This is a genomic window from Prescottella sp. R16 (assembly GCF_030656875.1).
GTDB lineage: Bacteria > Actinomycetota > Actinomycetes > Mycobacteriales > Mycobacteriaceae > Prescottella.
Window position 1 is genome coordinate 3200624 of record NZ_CP130943.1, and the last position, 19132, is coordinate 3219755.

Below are 19132 nucleotides of genomic sequence, written 5' to 3' on the forward strand. Positions count from 1 at the left end.
CCAGGCTACCGGGTGAAATCGCGGGACCGCCACGACCCGGTACCGTCGGGCGCGTGACCGATCTCGAACTCGCCCTGCGCCTCGCCGACGCCGCCGACACCATCACCCGCGACCGTTTCGGCGCCCTCGATCTGCGGGTCGACGCCAAGCCGGACCTGACGCCCGTCTCCGACGCCGACCTGGCCGTCGAGGAAGCACTGCGGGCGATGCTCGGCGCCGAGCGGCCGGCCGACGCCGTGCTCGGCGAGGAGTTCGGTGGCGACGCCACGTTCACGGGACGCCAGTGGGTGATCGACCCGATCGACGGCACCAAGAACTTCGTCCGCGGGGTTCCGGTGTGGGCGAGCCTGATCGCGCTGCTCGAGGACGGCGTGCCCGTCGTCGGCGTGGTGAGCGCCCCGGCCCTGAACCGGCGCTGGTGGGCGTCGGCCGGAGCGGGCGCGTGGGCGGCGTACGACGGCGGCGAGGCCCGCAAGCTGTCGGTGTCCGCGGTGGGCGAGCTGGCGTCGTCGAGTCTCGCGTTCTCGTCCCTGTCGGGATGGAAGGACCGCGGCATCCGGGAACAGTTCGTCGATCTGACCGACGACGTGTGGCGCATCCGCGGCTACGGCGACTTCTTCTCGTACTGCCTGCTCGCCGAGGGCACCCTCGAGATCGCGGCCGAGCCCGAGGTGTCGCTGTGGGATCTGGCGCCCCTGGACGTCCTGGTGCGGGAGGCCGGTGGACGCTTCACGAGCCTCGACGGCGTCGCCGGCCCGCACGGCGGCAGCGCCGTCGCCACCAACGGACTCCTGCACGACGAGGTCCTCGCCCGGCTCCGCTGACCCGGGAGGAACACACCGATGGACGCCGACGACGTCGACTTCGCCCACACCGATCAGGCCGACCGCAAACGTCGGGAGAAGGCCCTCGGGTTGGCCAGGTTCGTGTGGGAGCGCGGCATCAGCGGCGCCGAACTGCTCGACATGCCCGACGACCGGCTCCGCAAGCTGGCGCGCGCGGCGGGGGCGAATCCGCCGAGCACCCGCGAAACCTGGACGGTCGCGGCCCGGCTGATCGACGAGAAGGACCGGTGGGCCGACCGGAATCCCGACGATCCGCGGGCGGTCCGCGACCACACCGACGAGAAGATCATGTGGGTCAAGCCGCCGATCACGCCCTGGACGTGATCCCCTCTCCACCCCGCTCTCCCCGCGTTCTGCGCACTTGTCGCGGGTTCTCGGCGCCGTTTCTCGCGGCAAGTGCGCAGAACGCGAGAAGGCGGCACACCCGAGTAGTGACGTTCGTCACTTTTCGGGTTGACTCGACTTCCTTTCTTACTCCAGAGTAAGGTCGTGACAGTCCGAGACCGCACCTCCGAGAAATGGTCATCATGAGCAAGCAAGACGTTGTGAAGACGAACGGCGCCCAGCGTGAGCCCCGCGACACCTCGGCGGTCGGCCTCAACCCCGTCCGACGGGACGCGATGGGCGCCGCCATGCGGATCCTGACCCGGATCACCGGGTCCGACCTGGCCGAGAAGTACAACCTGCGACAGGTCATCGACCGCGTCACCTACGAGGGCACCAAGACCGGCTTCAAGACCCTCGGCGCCGCGACCCGCACGTTCAACCAGGTTTCCGGCGGCGGCGCACCCAAGCGCCTGCCCGACGGCGCCACCAAGAACGCCGACTACTTCGATCTCACCCCCACCGACGAACAGCAGATGATCGTCGAGACGGTCCGCGAGTTCTCGGCCGAGATCCTGCGCCCGGCCGCGCACGACGCCGACGAGGCCGCCGCCGCGCCCGTAGATCTGACGAAGCGGGCCGCGGAACTGGGTATCACGCTCGTCAACATTCCCGAGGAGTTCGAGGGGGTGGCGTCCGAGCGTGGCGCGGTCACCAATGCGCTGGTCGCCGAGGCCCTCGCGCACGGCGACATGGGTCTGGCACTGCCGATCCTCGCGCCGAGCGGTGTGGCCGTCGCCCTCACCCAGTGGGGCACCGACGCCCAGCAGCAGACGTATCTGCCCGCCTTCGCCGGCGAGAACGTGCCCGCTGCGGCGGTCGTGGTGAGCGAGCCGCGCGCTCTGTTCGATCCGTTCGCGCTGCAGACCAAGGCCGTCCGCTCCCCCAGCGGCTACAAGCTCAACGGCGTCAAGAGTCTCGTGCCCGCCGCCGGTTCGGCGGAACTGTTCGTCGTCGCCGCCGAACTCGACGGGCGTCCGGCGTTCTTCCTCGTCGAATCCGACACCAAGGGTGTCGTGATCGAGGCGGACCCGAGCATGGGTCTGCGCGCCGCCGGCCTGGGCCGGCTGCTCCTCACCGACGTCGCCGTCCCGGAGTCGGCGATCCTCGGTGACGGTGACGCCGACCAGCGGGCCCGCGAATACGCGGACGCGATCCGGCTGGCCCGGCTCGGCTGGGCGTCGCTCGCCGTCGGAACGAGCCAGGCCGTCCTCGACTACGTCATCCCCTACGTCAACGAGCGTGAGGCGTTCGGCGAGCCGATCAGCCACCGGCAGGCGGTCGCGTTCATGGTCGCGAACATCGGCATCGAACTCGACGGCATGCGGCTCGTCACGCTGCGCGGCGCGTCCCGCGCCGAGCAGGGCCTGTCGTTCGCCCGTGAAGCGGCACTGGCCAAGAAGCTCGCCTCCGACAAGGGCATGCAGATCGGGCTGGACGGCGTCCAGTTGCTCGGCGGCCACGGCTTCACCAAGGAGCACCCGGTGGAGCGCTGGTACCGCGACCTGCGAGCCGTCGGCGTTGCCGAGGGCATCGTCCTCGTCTGACGCCGACCCGATCCGTTTACAGGAGATCCTTCGATGATCAATCTCGAACTTCCCAAGAAGCTCAAGGCGTCCGCCAACCAGGCCCACCAGGTCGCGGCACAGATCCTGCGACCCGTGTCCCGCAAGTACGATCTCGCCGAGCACGAGTACCCGGTCGAGCTCGACACGATGGCCGCGATGGTGGAGGGCCTGAACGACTCCGGGCAGGGGGCGTCCGGCGCCGCACTGGGCCGCGGCGACGCCCCGTCCATCGTCGGCAACGCCAACGGCGGCAACATGGCGTCGCTGATGAACGTGATCGAAACCTGTTGGGGCGACGTCGGTCTGACGCTGTCGATCCCCTACCAGGGTCTCGGCAACTCGGCGATCGCCGCGGTCGCCACCGACGAGCAACTCGAACGGTTCGGCAAGGTGTGGGCGTCGATGGCCATCACCGAACCCGGCTTCGGCTCCGATTCGGCGGCCGTCACCACCACGGCCGTCCTCGACGGCGACGAGTGGGTTCTCAACGGCGAGAAGATCTTCGTGACCGCCGGTGAGCGGTCGACGCACATCGTGGTGTGGGCGACGGTCGACAAGTCCAAGGGCCGCGCCGCGATCAAGTCGTTCGTCGTGCCCCGCGACGCCCCCGGCCTGTCCGTGGCCCGGCTCGAACACAAGCTGGGCATCAAGGCGTCCGACACCGCAGTGCTGCTGCTGCAGGACTGCCGCATCCCGAAGGACAACATCCTCGGCAGCCCGGAAGTGAACGTGGAGAAGGGTTTCGCGGGCGTCATGCAGACGTTCGACAACACCCGCCCCATCGTCGCGGGCATGGCCATCGGTCTCGGACGGGCCGCCCTCGAGGAGTTGCGCGGCATCCTCGAAGACGCCGGCGTGGAGATCTCGTACGACGTCCCCGCGAACAACCAGCACGCTGCGGCGGCAGAGTTCCTGGCACTCGAAGCCGACTGGGAGGCCGCCTACCTGCTGGCGTTGCGCGCCACCTGGATGGCCGACAACAAGAAGCCCAACTCGCTCGAGGCATCGATGTCGAAGGCGAAGGCCGGCCGCACCGGCACCGCGGTGTCCCTCAAGGCCGTCGAACTGGCCGGCAGCTACGGCTACTCGCAGCGTCCGCTGCTCGAGAAGTGGGCCCGCGACAGCAAGATCCTCGACATCTTCGAGGGCACGCAGCAGATCCAGCAGCTCATCATCGCGCGCCGACTGCTCGGGAAGAGTTCGGCAGAGCTGAAGTAGCAGCCCCCCGCACACCGTCGCATCGCCGTCCCCGCCACGTCCCCGCACGTGGCGGGGACGGCGTCGTCGTACCTGTTTCCGGGGCGTTCCGGACTTGACAGCCGGATCGGCAATACTGGATATTCTGGACACAGGGTGCCCTCAGTTTGGGTAGTCTTCCCTAATTCTTCTGTCCCGAATGTCGTCGCCCCGAGGAGTGCACCACCGTGCGATACCGTTCTGCATCGATAGCGCTGCTCGCCAGTGCGGTCCTCGTCGGTGGCGTCACCGCGTGCGGCAGCGACAGCGCCACCGCGTCCGAGACGTCCACCTCGGTGGCGGCCACCACCCCGGCCGAGGACACCGCGAAGCGCGAGGCGGCCCTCGCCCAGTTCCCCGACACCCCGCCGCAGACGGTGGTGACGGCGTCGGTGCCGCTCGCCGAGGTGCTCACGCTCCTGGACGTGCCGGTCGCCGGTGTCCCGTCCACGACGACGCAGCAGCTGCCCGCCGCCCTCGACGGCGCGACCCGCATCGGCACCGTCAAGGCGCTCGACGTGGAGAAGATCGTCGGCCTGGGCCCCGATCTGGTGATCGGGTCGGAGAGCTCGCGCAGTTCCGTCGAGGCCAGCCTGGCGTCGACCGCGACCCCGGCCGCGTTCCTCACCACCGAGAGCTTCGGCGATCTGAGGTTCGCGGTGCAGGTGCTGGGCGACGCGTTCGATCGTGCGGACCGCGCGAACGAGATCGTCGCGAACATGGACGAGCACGCCGCGACCCTGTCCGACGCCGACGGCTCGGCCGAGGCTCCGAAGGTGCTGGTGCTGATCGGTGCCGCCGACTCGTTCATGGTGATGAACGACAAGTCGTTCCTGGGCAGCCTCATCGAGCTGTCCGGTGCCGACAACGTCGCGGTGTCGTCGCTCGGAGCGAAGGAAACCTTCAGCGCGGTGAACCTGGAGAACATCATCGCGGCCGCCCCCGACGTGGTGCTGGTGCTGCGCTCGGGTGACGTCGCGGAGGGCCAGGCCGCATTCGACGCCGAGGTCGAGAAGAACCCGGCGTGGAAGGGCCTGCCCGCGTACACGAACGACCGCATCCACGTCCTCGACTACTCGGCCTTCGGCTACACATCGGTCACCGGCCTCGACAAGGCCGTTCCCGCCCTCGCGGGTGTGCTCTACCCGTGAGCGCGCCGACCCCCGTACGCGCCCCGGCACCGTCGCCGGTGTCCGCCGCACCCGTCCCCGCGCGGTCGCGGGCCCGGTGGGCGCTGCCCGCAGCGTGGATCCTGCTCGTCGTCGCGACGGTCGTCAGCCTCGGGCTGGGCAGCGTGCACATCTCACCGGCGGAGATCGTCTCGATCCTGTCGGGACGTTCCGACGGCGGCTCGCTGAGCACGATCGTGTGGGACGTGCGCATGCCACGCGTCCTGCTCGCGCTGCTGGTCGGATCGGCCATCGCGGTGTCCGGTGCCCTGCTGCAGACCGTGATAGGCAATCCGCTCGCCGATCCCGGCCTGACCGGTGTCACGAGCGGCGCGGCGTCCCTCGTCCTGGTGATCCTGCTGGCCGCCCCGGCCTACCACTCGATGATCCCGGTCGCGGCGTTCGTCGGCGGGGTGATCGCCGCGACCGTCGTCTACGCGCTGGCGTGGCGGCGCGAGGGCATCAAACCGCTCAACATCATCCTGGCCGGTGTCGCGGTCAACGCCCTCGCCGGCGCGTTCATCGGCTACCTGTCGCTGCGCTACAGCGATCGGCTCCCGGCGGCGATCCAGTGGATGAACGGCAGCCTCGCCGCGAAGGGCATGAACTCGGTGTGGCTGATCCTGCCGTACACGATCGTCGGACTCCTGGTCGCACTGCTGTGCATCCGCTCCGCCAACGTCATGCGTCTCGGCGACGACGTCGCCCGCAACCTCGGCGAGGGCGTCGACCTCACCCGCATCCTGCTGTCCCTCGTCGCCGTGTTCCTGGCCGCGATCGCGGTGTCGGCCGTCGGCATCATCGGCTTCGTGGGCCTGGTCGTCCCGCACATCGCCCGCATGATCGTCGGCTCCAACCATGCCGTCCTCATCCCGATGAGCATCGCCGTCGGCGCACTGCTGGTGCTCGTCTCGGACACGGTGGGCCGGACGGCGTTCAGCCCCACCGAGATTCCCGCCGGCATCATCATGGCGGCGATCGGCGCACCCTACTTCCTGTACCTGATGCGCAGGCAGGGAGCACAGTGATGCTGCTCGAGGGACACGAGCTGGGGATCTGGTACGGCGACAAGCAGATCGTCGACGGCGTGTCGATCGCCGTAGGGTCGCAGGAGGTGGTCACGCTCATCGGACCGAACGGGTCCGGGAAGTCCACCATCTTCAAGTCGTTGAGCGGACGGCTCCGCCCGCGCACCGGAGTCGTCCGGCTCGAGGGTTCCGACATGGCGTCGTGGTCGTCGCGGCGGCGGGCGCAGGCGATCGGCATGCTCAACCAGAAGAACACGGCGCCGGCCGACATGACGGTGCGGGAACTCGTCGGCTACGGCCGGCACCCGCACCGCCGCTGGTACGAGCGCACCACCGCCGACGACGGTGAGGCCGTCGACTGGGCCATCGCGCACACCGAACTGAAGTCGCTGGCCGATCGTCCCGTCGCGGAACTGTCCGGCGGTGAGGCACAACGGGCGTGGCTCGCGATGGTGCTCGCGCAGCGCCCCCGCGTCCTGCTGCTCGACGAGCCCACCACGTACCTCGACATCGCGCACCAGCACGAGGTCCTCGAGGTGGTGACGTCGCTCAACCGCACGCTCGGCATCTCGGTGCTGATGGTGCTGCACGACCTCAACCAGGCCGCGACGTTCAGCGACCGTATCGTCGCGCTCTCCGCGGGACGGGTCGTCGCCGACGGCATCCCCGGCGACGTCCTGACCCCCGAGTTGATCCGGGACGTGTACGGCATGGAAGCCGAGGTCGAGGCGCACCCCGTCACCGCACACCCACTAATTCACCTGGTCAGACGGCAGTGGAACGTTGCCGTCGCCGCCCCGATTCTCGAGGAGAGCTGAATGCTGACCGACACCCAGCAGGACAAGGCCCTGAACGACTACCGGTCGTTCCTCGCCACCCGCAAGACCGTCGTGATCGCGACCCGCGACGAGAACGGCGACCCGTTCCTGTCGATCGCCCCGTTCGTCGTGCACGACGGCGGCCTCTACGTGTACGCCAGCGAGATCGCCGACCACTACCGCTACCTGCGGGACGCGAACACCGTCCGAGTCCTGATCCACGCCGACGAAGCCGAGTCCGGCAACGTGTTCGGTGTCGAGCGGGCAAGCTTCGTGTGCACCGTCGAGCAGAAGCCGGAAGAGGGCCACGACGCCGTCTTCGAGAAGTTCGCGGACCGCACCAACGCGAAGCTCGTCGAGACCCTACGGGGCCTCGACTTCCACCTGTTCCGGCTGACACCGCAGGACGGCCGCTACGTCGTCGGGTTCGGCAAGGCGTTCGAGGTCAGCTTCGACGGCAGCCGCTTCGACCATGTCGTGGTCGACAAGAAGGCCGCCGCAGAGAACAACTGACGACGACCGACACGGTGGTCCTCCGGTTGCCCGGTTCGGCGTCGAACCGGGCAACCGTCGTCTCACGGCCGGGTCGGCATGAGATTCGAACGTCCCGCGACGACGGGAATCCACAACACCGCGAGCACCGCCATGGCCGCCCATTCGACGAGCAGGCCGTAGCCGATGCTGCCGGTGCCGCTGACCCGTGCGGCGTGCTGCGACCAGTAGGTGAGCAGCCCGAGGACGGTGCCGACGGTGACCCCGGCCATCGCGATCCACGCGAACATCCAGCGCCGGGTCCACACCGCCAGCGCCGACATGCCGATACCGAACACCACGACGAACCACGTGAACAGCCGCGCGAGCGCCGCCACCTCGTGGTGGCCGCCGGCGAGGACGTGCCAGGCCCGGAGCCCGTCGACCTGTGGGGCGGCGAGCGCGATCAGCAGGACCGCGACCGCCGCGGCGATGACCGGGCCGCGCCCACGCGGATCGACCTCGCGGGCCACCTTCGCCTCGATCGCGGCCAGTTCCCGTCGCAGCAGCGAGATGTCGTCGCTCATTCGCTCACACCGGTCGATACTCGTCTGCGGTGAAACATACCGACGACCATATCGACGCCGACGAAGCCGAGCAGGGTCAGCCCCAGCAGCGGAACGAACCAGCCGATCAGTACGGAGCCGGTCACGATCGCCGCGATCGCCACCGGGTGCAGACCGCGCAGGGTGCCGCGCACCGGCGGCCGACCCCAGCGCCGCGCACCACGGGTGGGGCGGCGGCGCCACCACATCGAGTAGCCGAGGACGACGACGATCAGCAGCGCCGCGGCCAGCGCCAGCAGCACCAACTGGTTGACCGGCCCGAACAGGATGCCCATGTGCAGAGCGATACCCCAGGACGCGAGTTTCGCGGCCAACGGCCAGTCCGTGAACCGCACAGTGTCGGTGACCTGCCCGGTCGCACCGTCGATCGCGACCGCATCCGAGCTGAACCGAAACGGCTGACGGGTCTCGGTGACAGTGAACGCGGTGCCCGAGTCGGACGGGACCGAGGCCTCGACCTCCCCCGCCACGCCCACCGCCGCGGCCGCCGCCAGCACGTCGTCGATGCGTCCCACGTTGGTGTCGAGCACACCGGCGTCCCCCGAGGCCGCCACGTGGTGGCCGTCGTGGCCGCCGGCCGGAGCGGCGTCCGTGCCGGCGAGGTTCTTCGCCACGGCCGGTGTGGTCCAGCCCAGTGATGCCCGCAGGTCGGTGACGTTCTCACCGGCGTACTTCGACCAGGTCAGACCCGTCGCCGACAGGAACACCAACCCGAGCGCGATCCACAGCCCCAGCGCGCCGTGCCATCCGAGCATCCGGTTGCGTCCGCGTGCACCCCGCTCGACGGTCCACAGCCGCGGCGCGGCGGCCGCGCTGCGGGCGCGGGCGGTCCGGTAGCGGCGCACCCACAGGTAGCCGCCACCGAGCGCGATCACCCACAGCCACGACGCCGCGAGTTCGCTGTACAGTCGCCCGGATTCACCCAGGTGCAGGTGTCGGTGCAGCCCGGAGATCCACGCGCGCATCGGCAGCGCACCGCTGCTGCCGTAGACGACCAGCTCGCCGACCGGTCGCGCGGACACCGGGTCGACGAACACCGCGAGACGCTCCGACTCGCCGAGCGTCGGATCGGCGAACAGCACGCGCGTGGTCTGTCCCGGGTCGGTGGACGGGCGCACCGCCGCCACCGTGAGGTCGGGCCGCTCGGCCCGCGCGGCCGCGATCTGCTCGCTCACGGGTGCCGCCGACCCGGCCCCGCCGGATTCCGGCTGCTCGACGTGCAGGTAGTCCCGGTACACGAACTGTTCGAGTGTCGGGGCGATCGCGTACAGCCCACCACTGACCGCGGCGATCACGAGGAACGGCGCGACGAAGACCCCCGCGTAGAAGTGCAGTCGCAGCACCAGCTTGCGGAGGGCGCCCGGCGGTGACGAGTCGTTCGACGCGCGGCGGACTCGAGGATCGTGCGGAACGTGCGCAGGGTCGGTCCCCACGCCTTCGGAAGCGTGCATGAATCAGGCTCTTTCCTGAAGTTGCGGATCGGCGCGCGACACGATCGGGCGCGCCGCGTAGGACACGCCGACGTACCCCGGCACACGAGCGGTGTGCGGGCGTCGGCGGTGACGGCAACGGCAGCTACCGGACACGCGGGCGCGTGACCGGGCGTCTACCAGGAAAGAACGGGAGGACCGCGGGTGCCCCCGGCGGCGCGGGCGACGCGGGACGTCGTGGGATCGAGGCGGCGGACGACCGTCGGCGTCCAGCGCAGGATGTCGGGCACCGGGGGCGTCGACAGCACCGTGACGACGATGCGCACCACCGAGCCGATCACGGCGGACAGCGAACGCTCGACGGCGCGGACCAGCACCGCACCGGCGGCGGTCGCGGCGGCGTGTGCCGTGAGCATCTGCGGCGTCAGGTGCAGGCCGTGACCGTGTTCGGAGGCCAGCGTGAGCGTGAGGTGTCCGATGCCCTGACCGGCCGCGAGCACCGCAGCGGCGAGGAGCAGCGGATTGCGTTCGCCTCGGACCGAAGCAACGACGGCGCCGACCACGGCGCTGGCCGCGAGGAGCAGCACGATCGCTTCCTCACCGGGGACCGCGGTTCCCCCGCCGAGTCCGTGCGCGGCGATGCTGATGGCCCCGGACAGCGAGCCGACGCACATGCCGCGCACTCGCGCGACGGCACCGGCCCGGGACTTCACCCCGCGAGACTAGCGCGCCTACTACAGCGGCTAGTACATCGGATGCTCGCCGACCAGGACGAATCCACCCCTTGTGATCTCCATCACCACTAGTCTGGGGCTGCCGCCGTCGAGGGGAGCTGCCGTGCCGGACCTGCTGACGAACGTCACCGATGCGTTGCGTGCCGTGTACGTGATGGGTCGGGCCGGGCTGGTGCCGTTCCCGCGTGTCGACGAGGGCATCGCGCTGCTGCGGGCCGTCGACCGGTACGGCCCGTTCGCGGGCGCCGTCCACGCACACGCCGGGACCCGACGCGACCGCATCGCGCTGATCGACGAGGGCGGGCCGCTCACCTACCGCGATCTCGAGGAGCAGTCGAACGCGCTGGTGCGGGGCTGGCAGGCCGCGGGCATCGACGCCGGAACGTGTGTGGGCGCGATGTGCCGCAACCACCGCTACCTGGTGCTGACGATGCTGGCCGCCGCGAAGGCCGGACTGCGGCTGGTGTTGATGAACACCGGGTTCGCGCGACGCCAGCTCGCCGACGTCGCGCAGCGGGAAGGTGTGCGGCACTTCGTGTTCGACAGCGAGTTCACCGATGTCGCGGACGCGTTGCCGTCCGACGTCACCCCACTGCTGGCGTGGGTCGACGGCCCGGTCCGCACTCCCCCGGCCGAGGATCCGGTCCGCACCCTCGACGACGTGATCGCCGGCCGGCCCACCGGCTCGGTGCCGGCACCGGACGAGCCGGGCACGTTCATCCTGCTCACCAGCGGCACCACCGGCACCCCGAAGGGGGCGCCGCGCGGCCACACCTCCCCGTTCGTGACGGCCCAGTTCCTCGACCGGATTCCGCTGCGCCCCCGTCAGACCCTCGTCATGCCGGCGCCGGCGTTCCACGGCACCGGGCTGTCGCAGCTGGCGCTGGGGCTGGCACTCGAGAACACGATCGTGATGCCGCGCCGCTTCGACCCGGAGGCAACGGTCCGGCTGCTCGCCGAGCACCGGGCCGACACGCTGGTCCTGGTGCCGACGATGCTGCAGCGGATCGTCGACCTCGGCCCGGACGTGCTGGCCCGGTACGACACGTCGAATCTGAAGGTGATCTTCGCGGCCGGCTCGTCGCTGTCCCCGGACCTGTGCATCCGCACCCAGCAGGCGTTCGGGAAGGTGCTGCACAACTTCTACGGTTCCACCGAGGTCGCGGCCGTCACCGTCGCCACCCCGGACGATCTCGAACGTGCCCCCGGCACCGCGGGACGAGCGCCGGCGACCTGCCACATCGCCCTGTTCGACGACGCCGGGACACGCATCACCGAACCGGACGTGGTGGGACGTATCTTCGCCCGCAGCGGCCTGAGTTTCACCGGCTACACCGACGGCCGCGACAAGCAGCGCATCGACGGCATGCTCTCCACCGGCGACGTCGGCCACTTCGATACGGACGGGCTGCTGTTCGTCGACGGCCGCGACGACGACATGATCGTCTCCGGCGGCGAGAACGTGTACCCGCTCGAGGTGGAGAACGTCATCGCCGAACGCGCCGACGTCCTCGAGGTCGCCGTCATCGGTGTCGCCGACGACGAATTCGGTCACCGGCTGCGCGCCTTCGTGGTCCCGGCACCGGACTCGGCCCGCGACGCCGACGACATCCGCACCCACGTCAAATCGACTCTCGCCCGCTACAAGGTGCCCCGGGACATCGTCTTCGTCGACGAACTGCCACGCAACGCGACCGGCAAACTGCTGCGGCGGGTGCTGGTGGAGACGGAACTTCCCGACGCCTGATCAGAGGGCGATCAGGGCCGCGCCACCGATGATGGACGGGGTGAACATCACCCAGTCGTTGATGATGTGGGCGCCGGTGGAAACCCACAGATTCTTCGTGCGGATGTAGGCCAGGGTCAGGACGATCCGCGCCCCGCCGATGACGACGAACGCTTGCGCGACGTTCCAGTCGTAGGTGGGAAGATGAGCGGCCCCGAACCAGACCGCGCTGATCAGCCACGCGAGGACGATCGCCGTCTTGCGGGACAGCTTCGCCTTGGCGTACAGGACGTACAGCAGGGCAAGGAACGGCAACATCGTGAAGATCTCTTCACCGAGCAACTGGATCGCGGTCCCGACGTAGAACGCGACGACGTCGAGTGTGCCGTCCTTGCCGACGTCGTCGGCCGCCGTGTTCCCCGACGCGCCGAACAGTGCCCCGACGATCACGCCCAGGACCGCTGTCACCGCAATATTGAGGGCTGCGATACCGAACATGAGAACCACGTCGCGGCCAGTGAGGCGACGGAACAGTGCGGTCCAGTGTTCCCGGGCGATCAGGGCGAACACCCCCAGCGGAATCACGACGAACAGGGCCCGCGGGATCAGGTCGACGAGATTGTTCGGGGCCGGAATCTGGGTCAGGGCGACGAAGCCGACCGCGACGGCCGCCCACGCGGCGACCCACTGGCCGACCGACAGGGTCGTCGGGGTGCCGTTGTAGAAGGGGAAGTCGGCATCGTCGTCGCGTTCGACGAGGTGACCGAAACGCTCGACGGACGGGACCGGTTCGTGCCGCGGATACGGTCGGATCTCGGGTGCGTCGCTCATCGCGGTTCTCCTGGGTATCGGTCCTGCGCCATATCCCGGGTCACGTCATGGGGTCACACCACGGACCCTCGATATCGGTTCGAGAATAAAAGGAACAGGTTTCCGCTCCGCGTCGAAACGCCGATTCACCCGAGCGAATATCCGGCGACGGCCGATCCGGGGCGACGCTACAGAATCGCCCGATGGGGCCGTCAGCTTGTTCTGGAAATGGAACAGGCCCGGAAATCCATGGATTTCCGGGCCTGTTCATCAGTAGCGGGGACAGGATTTGAACCTGCGACCTCTGGGTTATGAGCCCAGCGAGCTACCGAGCTGCTCCACCCCGCGATGCATGAACGAAGTTACACGAACCGTGGAACGGAAGGCAAATCGCCTGCGCGCGGGCCGATTCGGTTCGCCGACTGCGCAGGAACAGCGCCGTCGATGTGTCCCGGTTCACAGAATCCCGGTAATCCATCTCACGAAACGAGCGTGTAACGCCCCCTGTTCCCGATCGGCAGTGACGACGTCCGACCTGCGGAAACGGCGACCCGAGGGCGCTTCAAGCAAACCGACAAGTCTATTTTCACGAGGTGGCTCCACCGGAAACCCTGTCGTACGTTCGTTACCGGCTCGTGACGAACGAGCCCAGAAACCACCGACCCGGCGCTGCCAGCACTGCCCCCGCGGGACCGGTACGACATCCGTCGAGGGGCAGGGACGCGAAGATCGCACGCCCGGGACATGCCGTCCTGCCGGCCGCTCGCGTCGGCGCAGGAGAGGATTCACCCCGCATGACCATCAGCATCACCGCGCGCGGCATCGGCCTCGCCGCCGTCACCGGCGCCCTCGTCGCCGCCCCGCTCACCCTCGGTACCCCCGCCGCATCCGCCGCCACCCACAACTGGGACGGCGTCGCGCAGTGTGAGAGCGGCGGCAACTGGGCCATCAACACCGGCAACGGCTACTACGGTGGCCTGCAGTTCTCGCAGAGCACCTGGACCGCCAACGGCGGCACCGGTTCCCCGCACACCGCGTCGAAGGAAGAACAGATCCGCGTCGCCGAGAACACCCTCCTCTCTCAGGGCCCCGGCGCCTGGCCGCACTGCGGCCAGTACCTGACCGTCGCCGAACCCGCCCCGGCCCCGGCCGCACCGGCCCCCGCGCCCGCCGTCGCACCCCAGCCCGCCGCGACCCCCGAATACCTCGACCACGTCGTCGACGTCGCCCGCGGACTCGCCGACCAGCACGGTGTCGCCGAGCAGTTCCAGCAGGCCCTCGACACCCACGGCCACGTCCTCGACGACGTCAAGGCCGCGCTGCCGAATCAATAGTTCCCCCGCTTACAGCTGAAGGGACCCTCCGTGCGCCGTGAGCGCTCGAAGGGTCCCTTCAGCTGTACCGGCGCGACAGGCGCGCCGTCACCCGTTGCCGGGGTTTATCCGCCGGCGTTCTTGTACGCCTGGACGGCCTTCTGCAGTTGTTCGAGGGCGTCGCCGTAGGCCTTGAAGTCGCCGCTCTGCTGCGCCGACTGGAGTGTGGCGAGCGCGGAATCGAGTTGGGCGACGGCCGCGGCCTTGTCGGCGGGTTGGCCGGCGGGCGGCGGTGTCGGTGCCGGGGTCTGGCCTTCCGTTTCCTGACCGGACTCCGGCTGCTCGCCTTCACCGCTGGGTGCGGTGGCCGCGTTGCCGGTGCCGGAGCCGAACACCTGGTCGAGGGCCTCGGCGAGGGTCGGTGCATAGCCGACGCGGATGCCGGTGGTGTCGGTGAAGCTGACCATGACACGGGCGAGCTGCGGGAACGCGTTGGTCGAGTTGCGCTGCGTGTAGATCGGTTCGACGTAGAGGATGCCGCCGTCCGCGATGGGCAGCGTCAGCATGTTGCCGAAGATGACCTTGTTGGCCTGTCGCAGCAGTGCGAGCTCGCTGGCCACACGCGGGTCGGAGGTCATCGCGGACTGGGCCTGCTGCGGGCCCTGGGTCTGCGTCTCGGTGGGCAGCTGCAGTACCCGGAACTTGCCGTAGTTCTCCGGATCGGACTGCACCGAGATGTACGCCGACAGCAACTCCCGCTCGTATCCCACCATCGGGCTGGTGAGCACGAACTGCGGCTTCGCGGTCTCCGGGTTGCCGGACAGCACGTAGTACGGCGGCTGGTTCTTGTCCGTCTCGACGGTCGGGTCGCTCGGCACCGACCAGAACGCGTTGTTACTGAAGAACACGGCCGGGTCGTCGACGTGGTACTTGGCGAGCATCTCGCGCTGCACCTTGAACAGATCCTCCGGGTACCGGAAGTGGGCCTGCAGGTCGGCGGAGACGTCCGACTTGGGCTTGACGGTGTCCGGGAAGACACCCATCCACGCCTTGAGCACCGGATCGTTCTCGTCGACCTGGTAGAGGGTGACGGTGCCGTCGTATGCGTCGACGGTGGCCTTCACCGAGTTGCGGATGTAGGAGACCTCCTGCTTGGGCAGCATCCGACCCGGGGTCTGGTTGGTGGTGCTGTCCTGCACCAGGCCGTCGAGGGACGACCGCTGTGCGTACGGGTAGTTGTCGAGCGTGGTGTACGCGTCGACGATCCACTGCAACCTGCCGTCGACGACCGCCGGGTACACGGTGCCGTCGGTGGTCAGCCACGGGGCGACCTTGTTGACGCGGTCGGCGGGGTCACGGTTGTAGATGATCTTCGAGTCGGAGCCGATGGCGCTCGAGAACAGGATGTTGCGTTCGGTGTACTTGCCCGCGAACGCCAGCCGGTTGAACCAGTTGCCGATGCCGACGCCGCCGTCACCGGTATAGGTGTAGTTCTTGCCGTCGGCGTCGTATTCGCGGGGCGCGCTGCCCGGGTCGCCGCCGACGATCGCGTAGTCGGCGTCCGACGCGGCGATGACCGGACCGTAGTAGATCCGCGGGTTCTCCACCTCGAGCGCCTTGTCGATCGGCTTGGTGGTGAGGTCGCTGACGCTGTAGATCGGGTAGCCGCCGGTGTTGTTCTGGGTGTCACCGCTGACGGCGGTCACCTGGTTGGCGTAGGCGGCGACGAATCCGTTGCCGTGCGTGTAGACGGTGTGCTTGTTGATCCAGTCCGTCTGGTTGCCCTGCAGGCTCGACGGCGACAGCTCACGCGCGGCGACGACGAAGTCCCGGACCTCGCCGTTCATCTCGTACCGGTCGATGTTGAGCGACTTCGGGAACGCGTAGAAGTTCTTGAGCTGCTGCTGCGCGGTGAACGTCGGGGACAGCACGTTCGGGTCGAGCAGACGGGTGTTGGCGATGGTCGTGACGTCCGACGGCACATCCTTGGGCTGCTTCGCGGACTTCCCGGAATAGTCGACGTAGTCGACCATGTCGTCGGTGATCCCGTACGCCTGCCGGGTGGCCGCGATGTTCCGCTCGATATAGGCGCGTTCCTTGTCGGCCGCGTTCGGCTTGACCGAGAACTGCTCGACGATCAGCGGCCACACCGCGCCGACGAGGATCGACGAGAACACCAGTAGTGCGACGGCCATCGCGGGAATCCGCAGATCGCGCAGGAAGATCGCCGCGAAGAACGCGATCGCGCAGATGATCGCGATCGCCATGAGGATCAGTTTGGCGGGGAGCACCGCGTTGATGTCGGTGTAGCCGGCGCCGGTGAACGTGGGTTCCTTACGACTGCTGGACAGCAGCGCGTACCGGTCGAACCAATAGGACACGGCCTTGAGCAGGACGAACGTGCCGGCGAGGACCGCGAGTTGGACGCGGGCCGCCCGGGTGAGTGCGCCCTGCCGGTTGCCGAGGCGCAGGCCACCGAAGATGTAGTGGGTCACCAGGCTCGCGAAGAATGCGATGACGACGGCGACGAACAGCCAGTTGAGCACGTACTGGTAGAACGGCAGCGAGAACGCGTAGAAGCCGATGTCCTTGCCGAACTGCGGGTCGGTGACCCCGAACGACTGCCGGTTGAGGAACAACTGCACCGTCGACCATCCGGCCTGCCCGACGAGTCCGGCGAACAGTCCGATGACGACGGGGATGCCGATGCCGAACAGCTTCTGGCGGGCCATCACCGCGGTGCGGTAGCGGGCGACGGGGTCGTTGGCGCCCGGCGACGGCAGGAACATCGGCCGCGACCGGTAGGCCAGCAGCAGCCCCGCCCACACGATCAGGCCGACGATCAGGCCGACGACCACGAACAGCACGATCCGAGTGACGACGACCGTGCTGAACACGCTGCGGAAGTCGACTTCTCCGAACCACAACCAGTCGGTGTAGACATCGATGAACCGGGGGCCGAACAGCAGCAACGCGGCTGCGATCAACGCCAGGATCAGCAGCACGCGTGTGCGTTTCGACAACGAAGGTAGTCCGGCGGGGGGCCGCATGCCCACTTGCCACTCTCCCTACAAATCCGGCGACGCCTTCGCGCCGCAGCCAATGCACCGTCCAGCGTCACCAGAAAGTGACCGTTTCGTCCCAACTCTACGTGCCGAGGGCCCGTCCCGAGCGTCACGACCGACGAGAGTCGACGCGAGCCCCTGGTGCAAGGATAGGGATGTGATGGAGAACGATGGTGTGTTCCACGGGGACGACCCGGTCAGCGGCGGGTCGAGCGTGAGCCTGTCCGACGAATCCCTGCGCCGATGTGTGCACGAGGTGATCGATTACGTCGACGGCAACGGGTGGGGCCGCCCGCCGGTGATGTTCGCGCTCGTACCGACCGCGTTGATCGCGGCCGCGGAACCGTCGCTGCTCGATCAACTCGACGACGGGGCCGAGCTCACCCCGATCGAACAGGAGGCGCTGCCCGACGACGTCGAGGGCGGCTCCCCTGCGCTCGACGAGTTCCTCGCCACCACGAGCTGGCCGGACGAGATCGTCGGCTGTGTACTGGTGCAGGAGATCGTGGTGCTGCCACCGGCCGCCGAATCCGATCTGGACGACGCCGTCACAGCAGACACGGTCGAGGCCCCGACCCTGTCGGATCGGCACGCCGCCGACGAGGCCGCCCGTACGGCCGCCGGCGCGCACCCCGATCGGCGGGAGGCCCGGCTGATCGCCGCGGTGCTGCGGGACGGCCCGTCGATCACGCTGCTGCAGCTGCGGCCCACCGACGACGACGATCCGTTCGCAGGCCTGGAGTTGCGCACGTACGACAACCTGGCGCCCGGCGTGGTGTCCGCCCTGTACGCGACCCTCGAGGCCGACCCGGACCTGTAGCGGATCAGCAGCTGGGTGCGGGGACCCCGGCGTCGATCGAGTCGAGGGCGTCGACCGCCCCGGACAGGGTCTCGACCTTCACCAGGTCGAGGCCGTCGGGCCGGTTGGCGGCGGCCTCGTCGCAGTTGGTCGCGGGCACCAGGAACGTGGTGGCCCCGGCTTCCCGGGCCGCGGTCATCTTGAACGGGATGCCGCCGATGGGCCCGACGTTGCCGTCGGGGTCGATCGTGCCGGTGCCCGCGACGAAATCGCCGCCGTTGAGTTCACCGGGGCTCAGCTTGTCGACGACCGCGAGACTGAACATCAGGCCGGCGGACGGTCCGCCGATGTCGGCGAGGTTGAAGTCGATCGTGAACGGCACGTCCGGCACCAGTACGGCACTCACCCCGAGATAACCGTTCTCGCCGCCGTCCCCGCCGGGCCGCGCACCCAGCGTCACGGGGACGGTCGATTCGACCCCGTCACGGCGGTAGGTGACCTGGACCGGGGTGCCCGGGGAGGTGGCCCCGATCACGTCCTGCAGTGCGGTGAGCGAGTCGACGACGGTGTCGTTCACGCGCAGGATCAGGTCACCTTCTCGCAGGACGGCGGCGGCAGGGCCGTCGTCGGCGACCGTCGTCACCTCGAGCGCGACCGGCTTGCCGAGGAACCGCAGCGCGGCCAGTTCGGCACTGTTCTCCGACTTCTGGAACTGTCGCGCATTCTCCTCACGGACCTCGTCCTGCGTCTTCTGCGGCGGATACACCTCCTCGCGGGGGACGAGTCCGTGCCGGCCGCTCACCCACAGGCCGAGGGCGTCGAACAGCGACAGGTTGCTGCGCACCGCGACGGTCGTCATGTTGAGGTTGCCGCTGGTGGGGTCGACGTCGGTGCCCTCGATGTCGACCACCGGCCGGGTTTCGGTCTGCCCGTCGACGGTGACCTCGGTGTCGCCGAGCGTGTTGAAGGTCGGGCCGGGCCCGAGCGCGACGAACGGCACGGTCACCGTCGTCCCGAGCACCCCGAGAGCCACCACCGGGGCCAACGCTGCCAACAAGGTCACCATCCGTCGGTTCACCCGGCCAAGAATAGAGGCCACCGTGGAAACGT

At 68.9% G+C, this 19132-nt stretch carries 17 protein-coding genes and 1 tRNA gene; 11 read left to right on the forward strand and 7 right to left on the reverse strand.

The window, feature by feature from the left end; genetic code table 11:
• The first annotated feature begins 53 nt into the window (after positions 1-53).
• The 8 genes from hisN (at position 54) to Q5696_RS15035 (ending at position 7561) form a co-directional block, all read left to right on the forward strand.
• Positions 54-824: a histidinol-phosphatase gene (gene hisN, locus Q5696_RS15000; protein ID WP_305092107.1), complete on the forward strand. Its 771-nt coding sequence runs from the start codon at positions 54-56 to the stop codon at positions 822-824.
• Positions 825-842: 18 nt separating this feature from the next.
• Positions 843-1169, forward strand: a complete 327-nt coding sequence (locus Q5696_RS15005; RefSeq protein ID WP_305092108.1) for a hypothetical protein — start codon at positions 843-845, stop codon at positions 1167-1169.
• A 194-nt stretch (positions 1170-1363) separates the two neighbouring features.
• Positions 1364-2776, forward strand: a complete 1413-nt coding sequence (locus Q5696_RS15010) for an acyl-CoA dehydrogenase family protein (RefSeq protein WP_305092109.1) — start codon at positions 1364-1366, stop codon at positions 2774-2776.
• A gap of 33 nt (positions 2777-2809) precedes the next feature.
• The gene (locus Q5696_RS15015) at positions 2810-4015 is read left to right on the forward strand and encodes an acyl-CoA dehydrogenase family protein (protein WP_305092110.1); all 1206 of its coding nucleotides are present in this window, start codon (positions 2810-2812) and stop codon (positions 4013-4015) included.
• Between the two features lie 206 nt (positions 4016-4221).
• Positions 4222-5184, forward strand: a complete 963-nt coding sequence (locus Q5696_RS15020) for an ABC transporter substrate-binding protein (protein WP_305092111.1) — start codon at positions 4222-4224, stop codon at positions 5182-5184.
• On the forward strand, positions 5181-6230 hold the full coding sequence (locus Q5696_RS15025) for a FecCD family ABC transporter permease (RefSeq protein WP_305092112.1): 1050 nt from the start codon (positions 5181-5183) through the stop codon (positions 6228-6230). The genes Q5696_RS15020 and Q5696_RS15025 overlap by 4 nt, the downstream gene beginning before the upstream one ends.
• Positions 6230-7048: an ABC transporter ATP-binding protein gene (locus Q5696_RS15030; protein ID WP_305092113.1), complete on the forward strand. Its 819-nt coding sequence runs from the start codon at positions 6230-6232 to the stop codon at positions 7046-7048. The genes Q5696_RS15025 and Q5696_RS15030 overlap by 1 nt, the downstream gene beginning before the upstream one ends.
• Positions 7049-7561: a HugZ family pyridoxamine 5'-phosphate oxidase gene (locus tag Q5696_RS15035; RefSeq protein ID WP_305092114.1), complete on the forward strand. Its 513-nt coding sequence runs from the start codon at positions 7049-7051 to the stop codon at positions 7559-7561. It begins immediately after the preceding gene.
• Positions 7562-7623: 62 nt separating this feature from the next.
• Here Q5696_RS15035 and Q5696_RS15040 read toward each other — a convergent pair whose 3' ends face one another.
• From Q5696_RS15040 to Q5696_RS15050, 3 genes are all read right to left on the reverse strand, one after another.
• Positions 7624-8106 (reverse strand): Rv2732c family membrane protein, encoded by a 483-nt coding sequence (locus Q5696_RS15040; protein WP_305092115.1) that lies wholly within the window; start codon positions 8104-8106, stop codon positions 7624-7626.
• A complete protein-coding gene (locus Q5696_RS15045) occupies positions 8103-9596 on the reverse strand; it encodes a PepSY-associated TM helix domain-containing protein (protein ID WP_305092116.1) in 1494 nt (497 codons plus the stop codon). Before Q5696_RS15045 ends, Q5696_RS15040 begins: the two co-directional genes overlap by 4 nt.
• A gap of 155 nt (positions 9597-9751) precedes the next feature.
• Positions 9752-10288: a hypothetical protein gene (locus tag Q5696_RS15050; RefSeq protein ID WP_305092117.1), complete on the reverse strand. Its 537-nt coding sequence runs from the start codon at positions 10286-10288 to the stop codon at positions 9752-9754.
• Between the two features lie 175 nt (positions 10289-10463).
• Between Q5696_RS15050 and Q5696_RS15055 the strand changes: the two genes are divergently transcribed.
• Positions 10464-12056, forward strand: coding sequence for an acyl-CoA synthetase (locus tag Q5696_RS15055; protein WP_305095311.1), 1593 nt, complete (start codon positions 10464-10466; stop codon positions 12054-12056).
• On the opposite strand, the gene Q5696_RS15060 is transcribed toward Q5696_RS15055, so the two are convergent.
• Together Q5696_RS15060 and Q5696_RS15065 are read right to left on the reverse strand one after the other, a co-directional pair.
• Positions 12057-12866: a CPBP family intramembrane glutamic endopeptidase gene (locus Q5696_RS15060; protein WP_305092118.1), complete on the reverse strand. Its 810-nt coding sequence runs from the start codon at positions 12864-12866 to the stop codon at positions 12057-12059.
• Between the two features lie 253 nt (positions 12867-13119).
• A tRNA-Met gene (locus tag Q5696_RS15065) sits at positions 13120-13193 on the reverse strand.
• Between the two features lie 446 nt (positions 13194-13639).
• On the opposite strand from Q5696_RS15065, the gene Q5696_RS15070 reads away from it, so the two are divergent.
• Positions 13640-14179 (forward strand): transglycosylase family protein, encoded by a 540-nt coding sequence (locus Q5696_RS15070; protein WP_305092119.1) that lies wholly within the window; start codon positions 13640-13642, stop codon positions 14177-14179.
• 104 nt (positions 14180-14283) lie between these two features.
• On the opposite strand, the gene Q5696_RS15075 is transcribed toward Q5696_RS15070, so the two are convergent.
• Positions 14284-17208: a UPF0182 family protein gene (locus tag Q5696_RS15075; RefSeq protein ID WP_305095312.1), complete on the reverse strand. Its 2925-nt coding sequence runs from the start codon at positions 17206-17208 to the stop codon at positions 14284-14286.
• 175 nt (positions 17209-17383) lie between these two features.
• Between Q5696_RS15075 and Q5696_RS15080 the strand changes: the two genes are divergently transcribed.
• Positions 17384-18043, forward strand: a complete 660-nt coding sequence (locus Q5696_RS15080; protein WP_305095313.1) for a PPA1309 family protein — start codon at positions 17384-17386, stop codon at positions 18041-18043.
• Between the two features lie 4 nt (positions 18044-18047).
• On the opposite strand, the gene Q5696_RS15085 is transcribed toward Q5696_RS15080, so the two are convergent.
• The gene (locus Q5696_RS15085; RefSeq protein WP_305092120.1) at positions 18048-19100 is read right to left on the reverse strand and encodes a YlbL family protein; all 1053 of its coding nucleotides are present in this window, start codon (positions 19098-19100) and stop codon (positions 18048-18050) included.
• Between the last annotated feature and the right edge of the window lie 32 nt (positions 19101-19132).

Coding starts and splice junctions, on each gene's coding strand:
- Q5696_RS15035 (WP_305092114.1), top strand. CDS start 7,049: ATGCTGACCGACACCCAGCAGGACAAGGCCCTGAACGACTACCGGTCG.
- Q5696_RS15010 (WP_305092109.1), top strand. CDS start 1,364: ATGGTCATCATGAGCAAGCAAGACGTTGTGAAGACGAACGGCGCCCAG.
- Q5696_RS15005 (WP_305092108.1), top strand. CDS start 843: ATGGACGCCGACGACGTCGACTTCGCCCACACCGATCAGGCCGACCGC.
- Q5696_RS15075 (WP_305095312.1), bottom strand. CDS start 17,208: ATGCGGCCCCCCGCCGGACTACCTTCGTTGTCGAAACGCACACGCGTG.
- Q5696_RS15060 (WP_305092118.1), bottom strand. CDS start 12,866: ATGAGCGACGCACCCGAGATCCGACCGTATCCGCGGCACGAACCGGTC.
- Q5696_RS15040 (WP_305092115.1), bottom strand. CDS start 8,106: ATGAGCGACGACATCTCGCTGCTGCGACGGGAACTGGCCGCGATCGAG.
- Q5696_RS15015 (WP_305092110.1), top strand. CDS start 2,810: ATGATCAATCTCGAACTTCCCAAGAAGCTCAAGGCGTCCGCCAACCAG.
- Q5696_RS15045 (WP_305092116.1), bottom strand. CDS start 9,596: ATGCACGCTTCCGAAGGCGTGGGGACCGACCCTGCGCACGTTCCGCAC.
- Q5696_RS15030 (WP_305092113.1), top strand. CDS start 6,230: ATGCTGCTCGAGGGACACGAGCTGGGGATCTGGTACGGCGACAAGCAG.
- Q5696_RS15080 (WP_305095313.1), top strand. CDS start 17,384: ATGGAGAACGATGGTGTGTTCCACGGGGACGACCCGGTCAGCGGCGGG.
- Q5696_RS15055 (WP_305095311.1), top strand. CDS start 10,464: ATGGGTCGGGCCGGGCTGGTGCCGTTCCCGCGTGTCGACGAGGGCATC.
- Q5696_RS15070 (WP_305092119.1), top strand. CDS start 13,640: ATGACCATCAGCATCACCGCGCGCGGCATCGGCCTCGCCGCCGTCACC.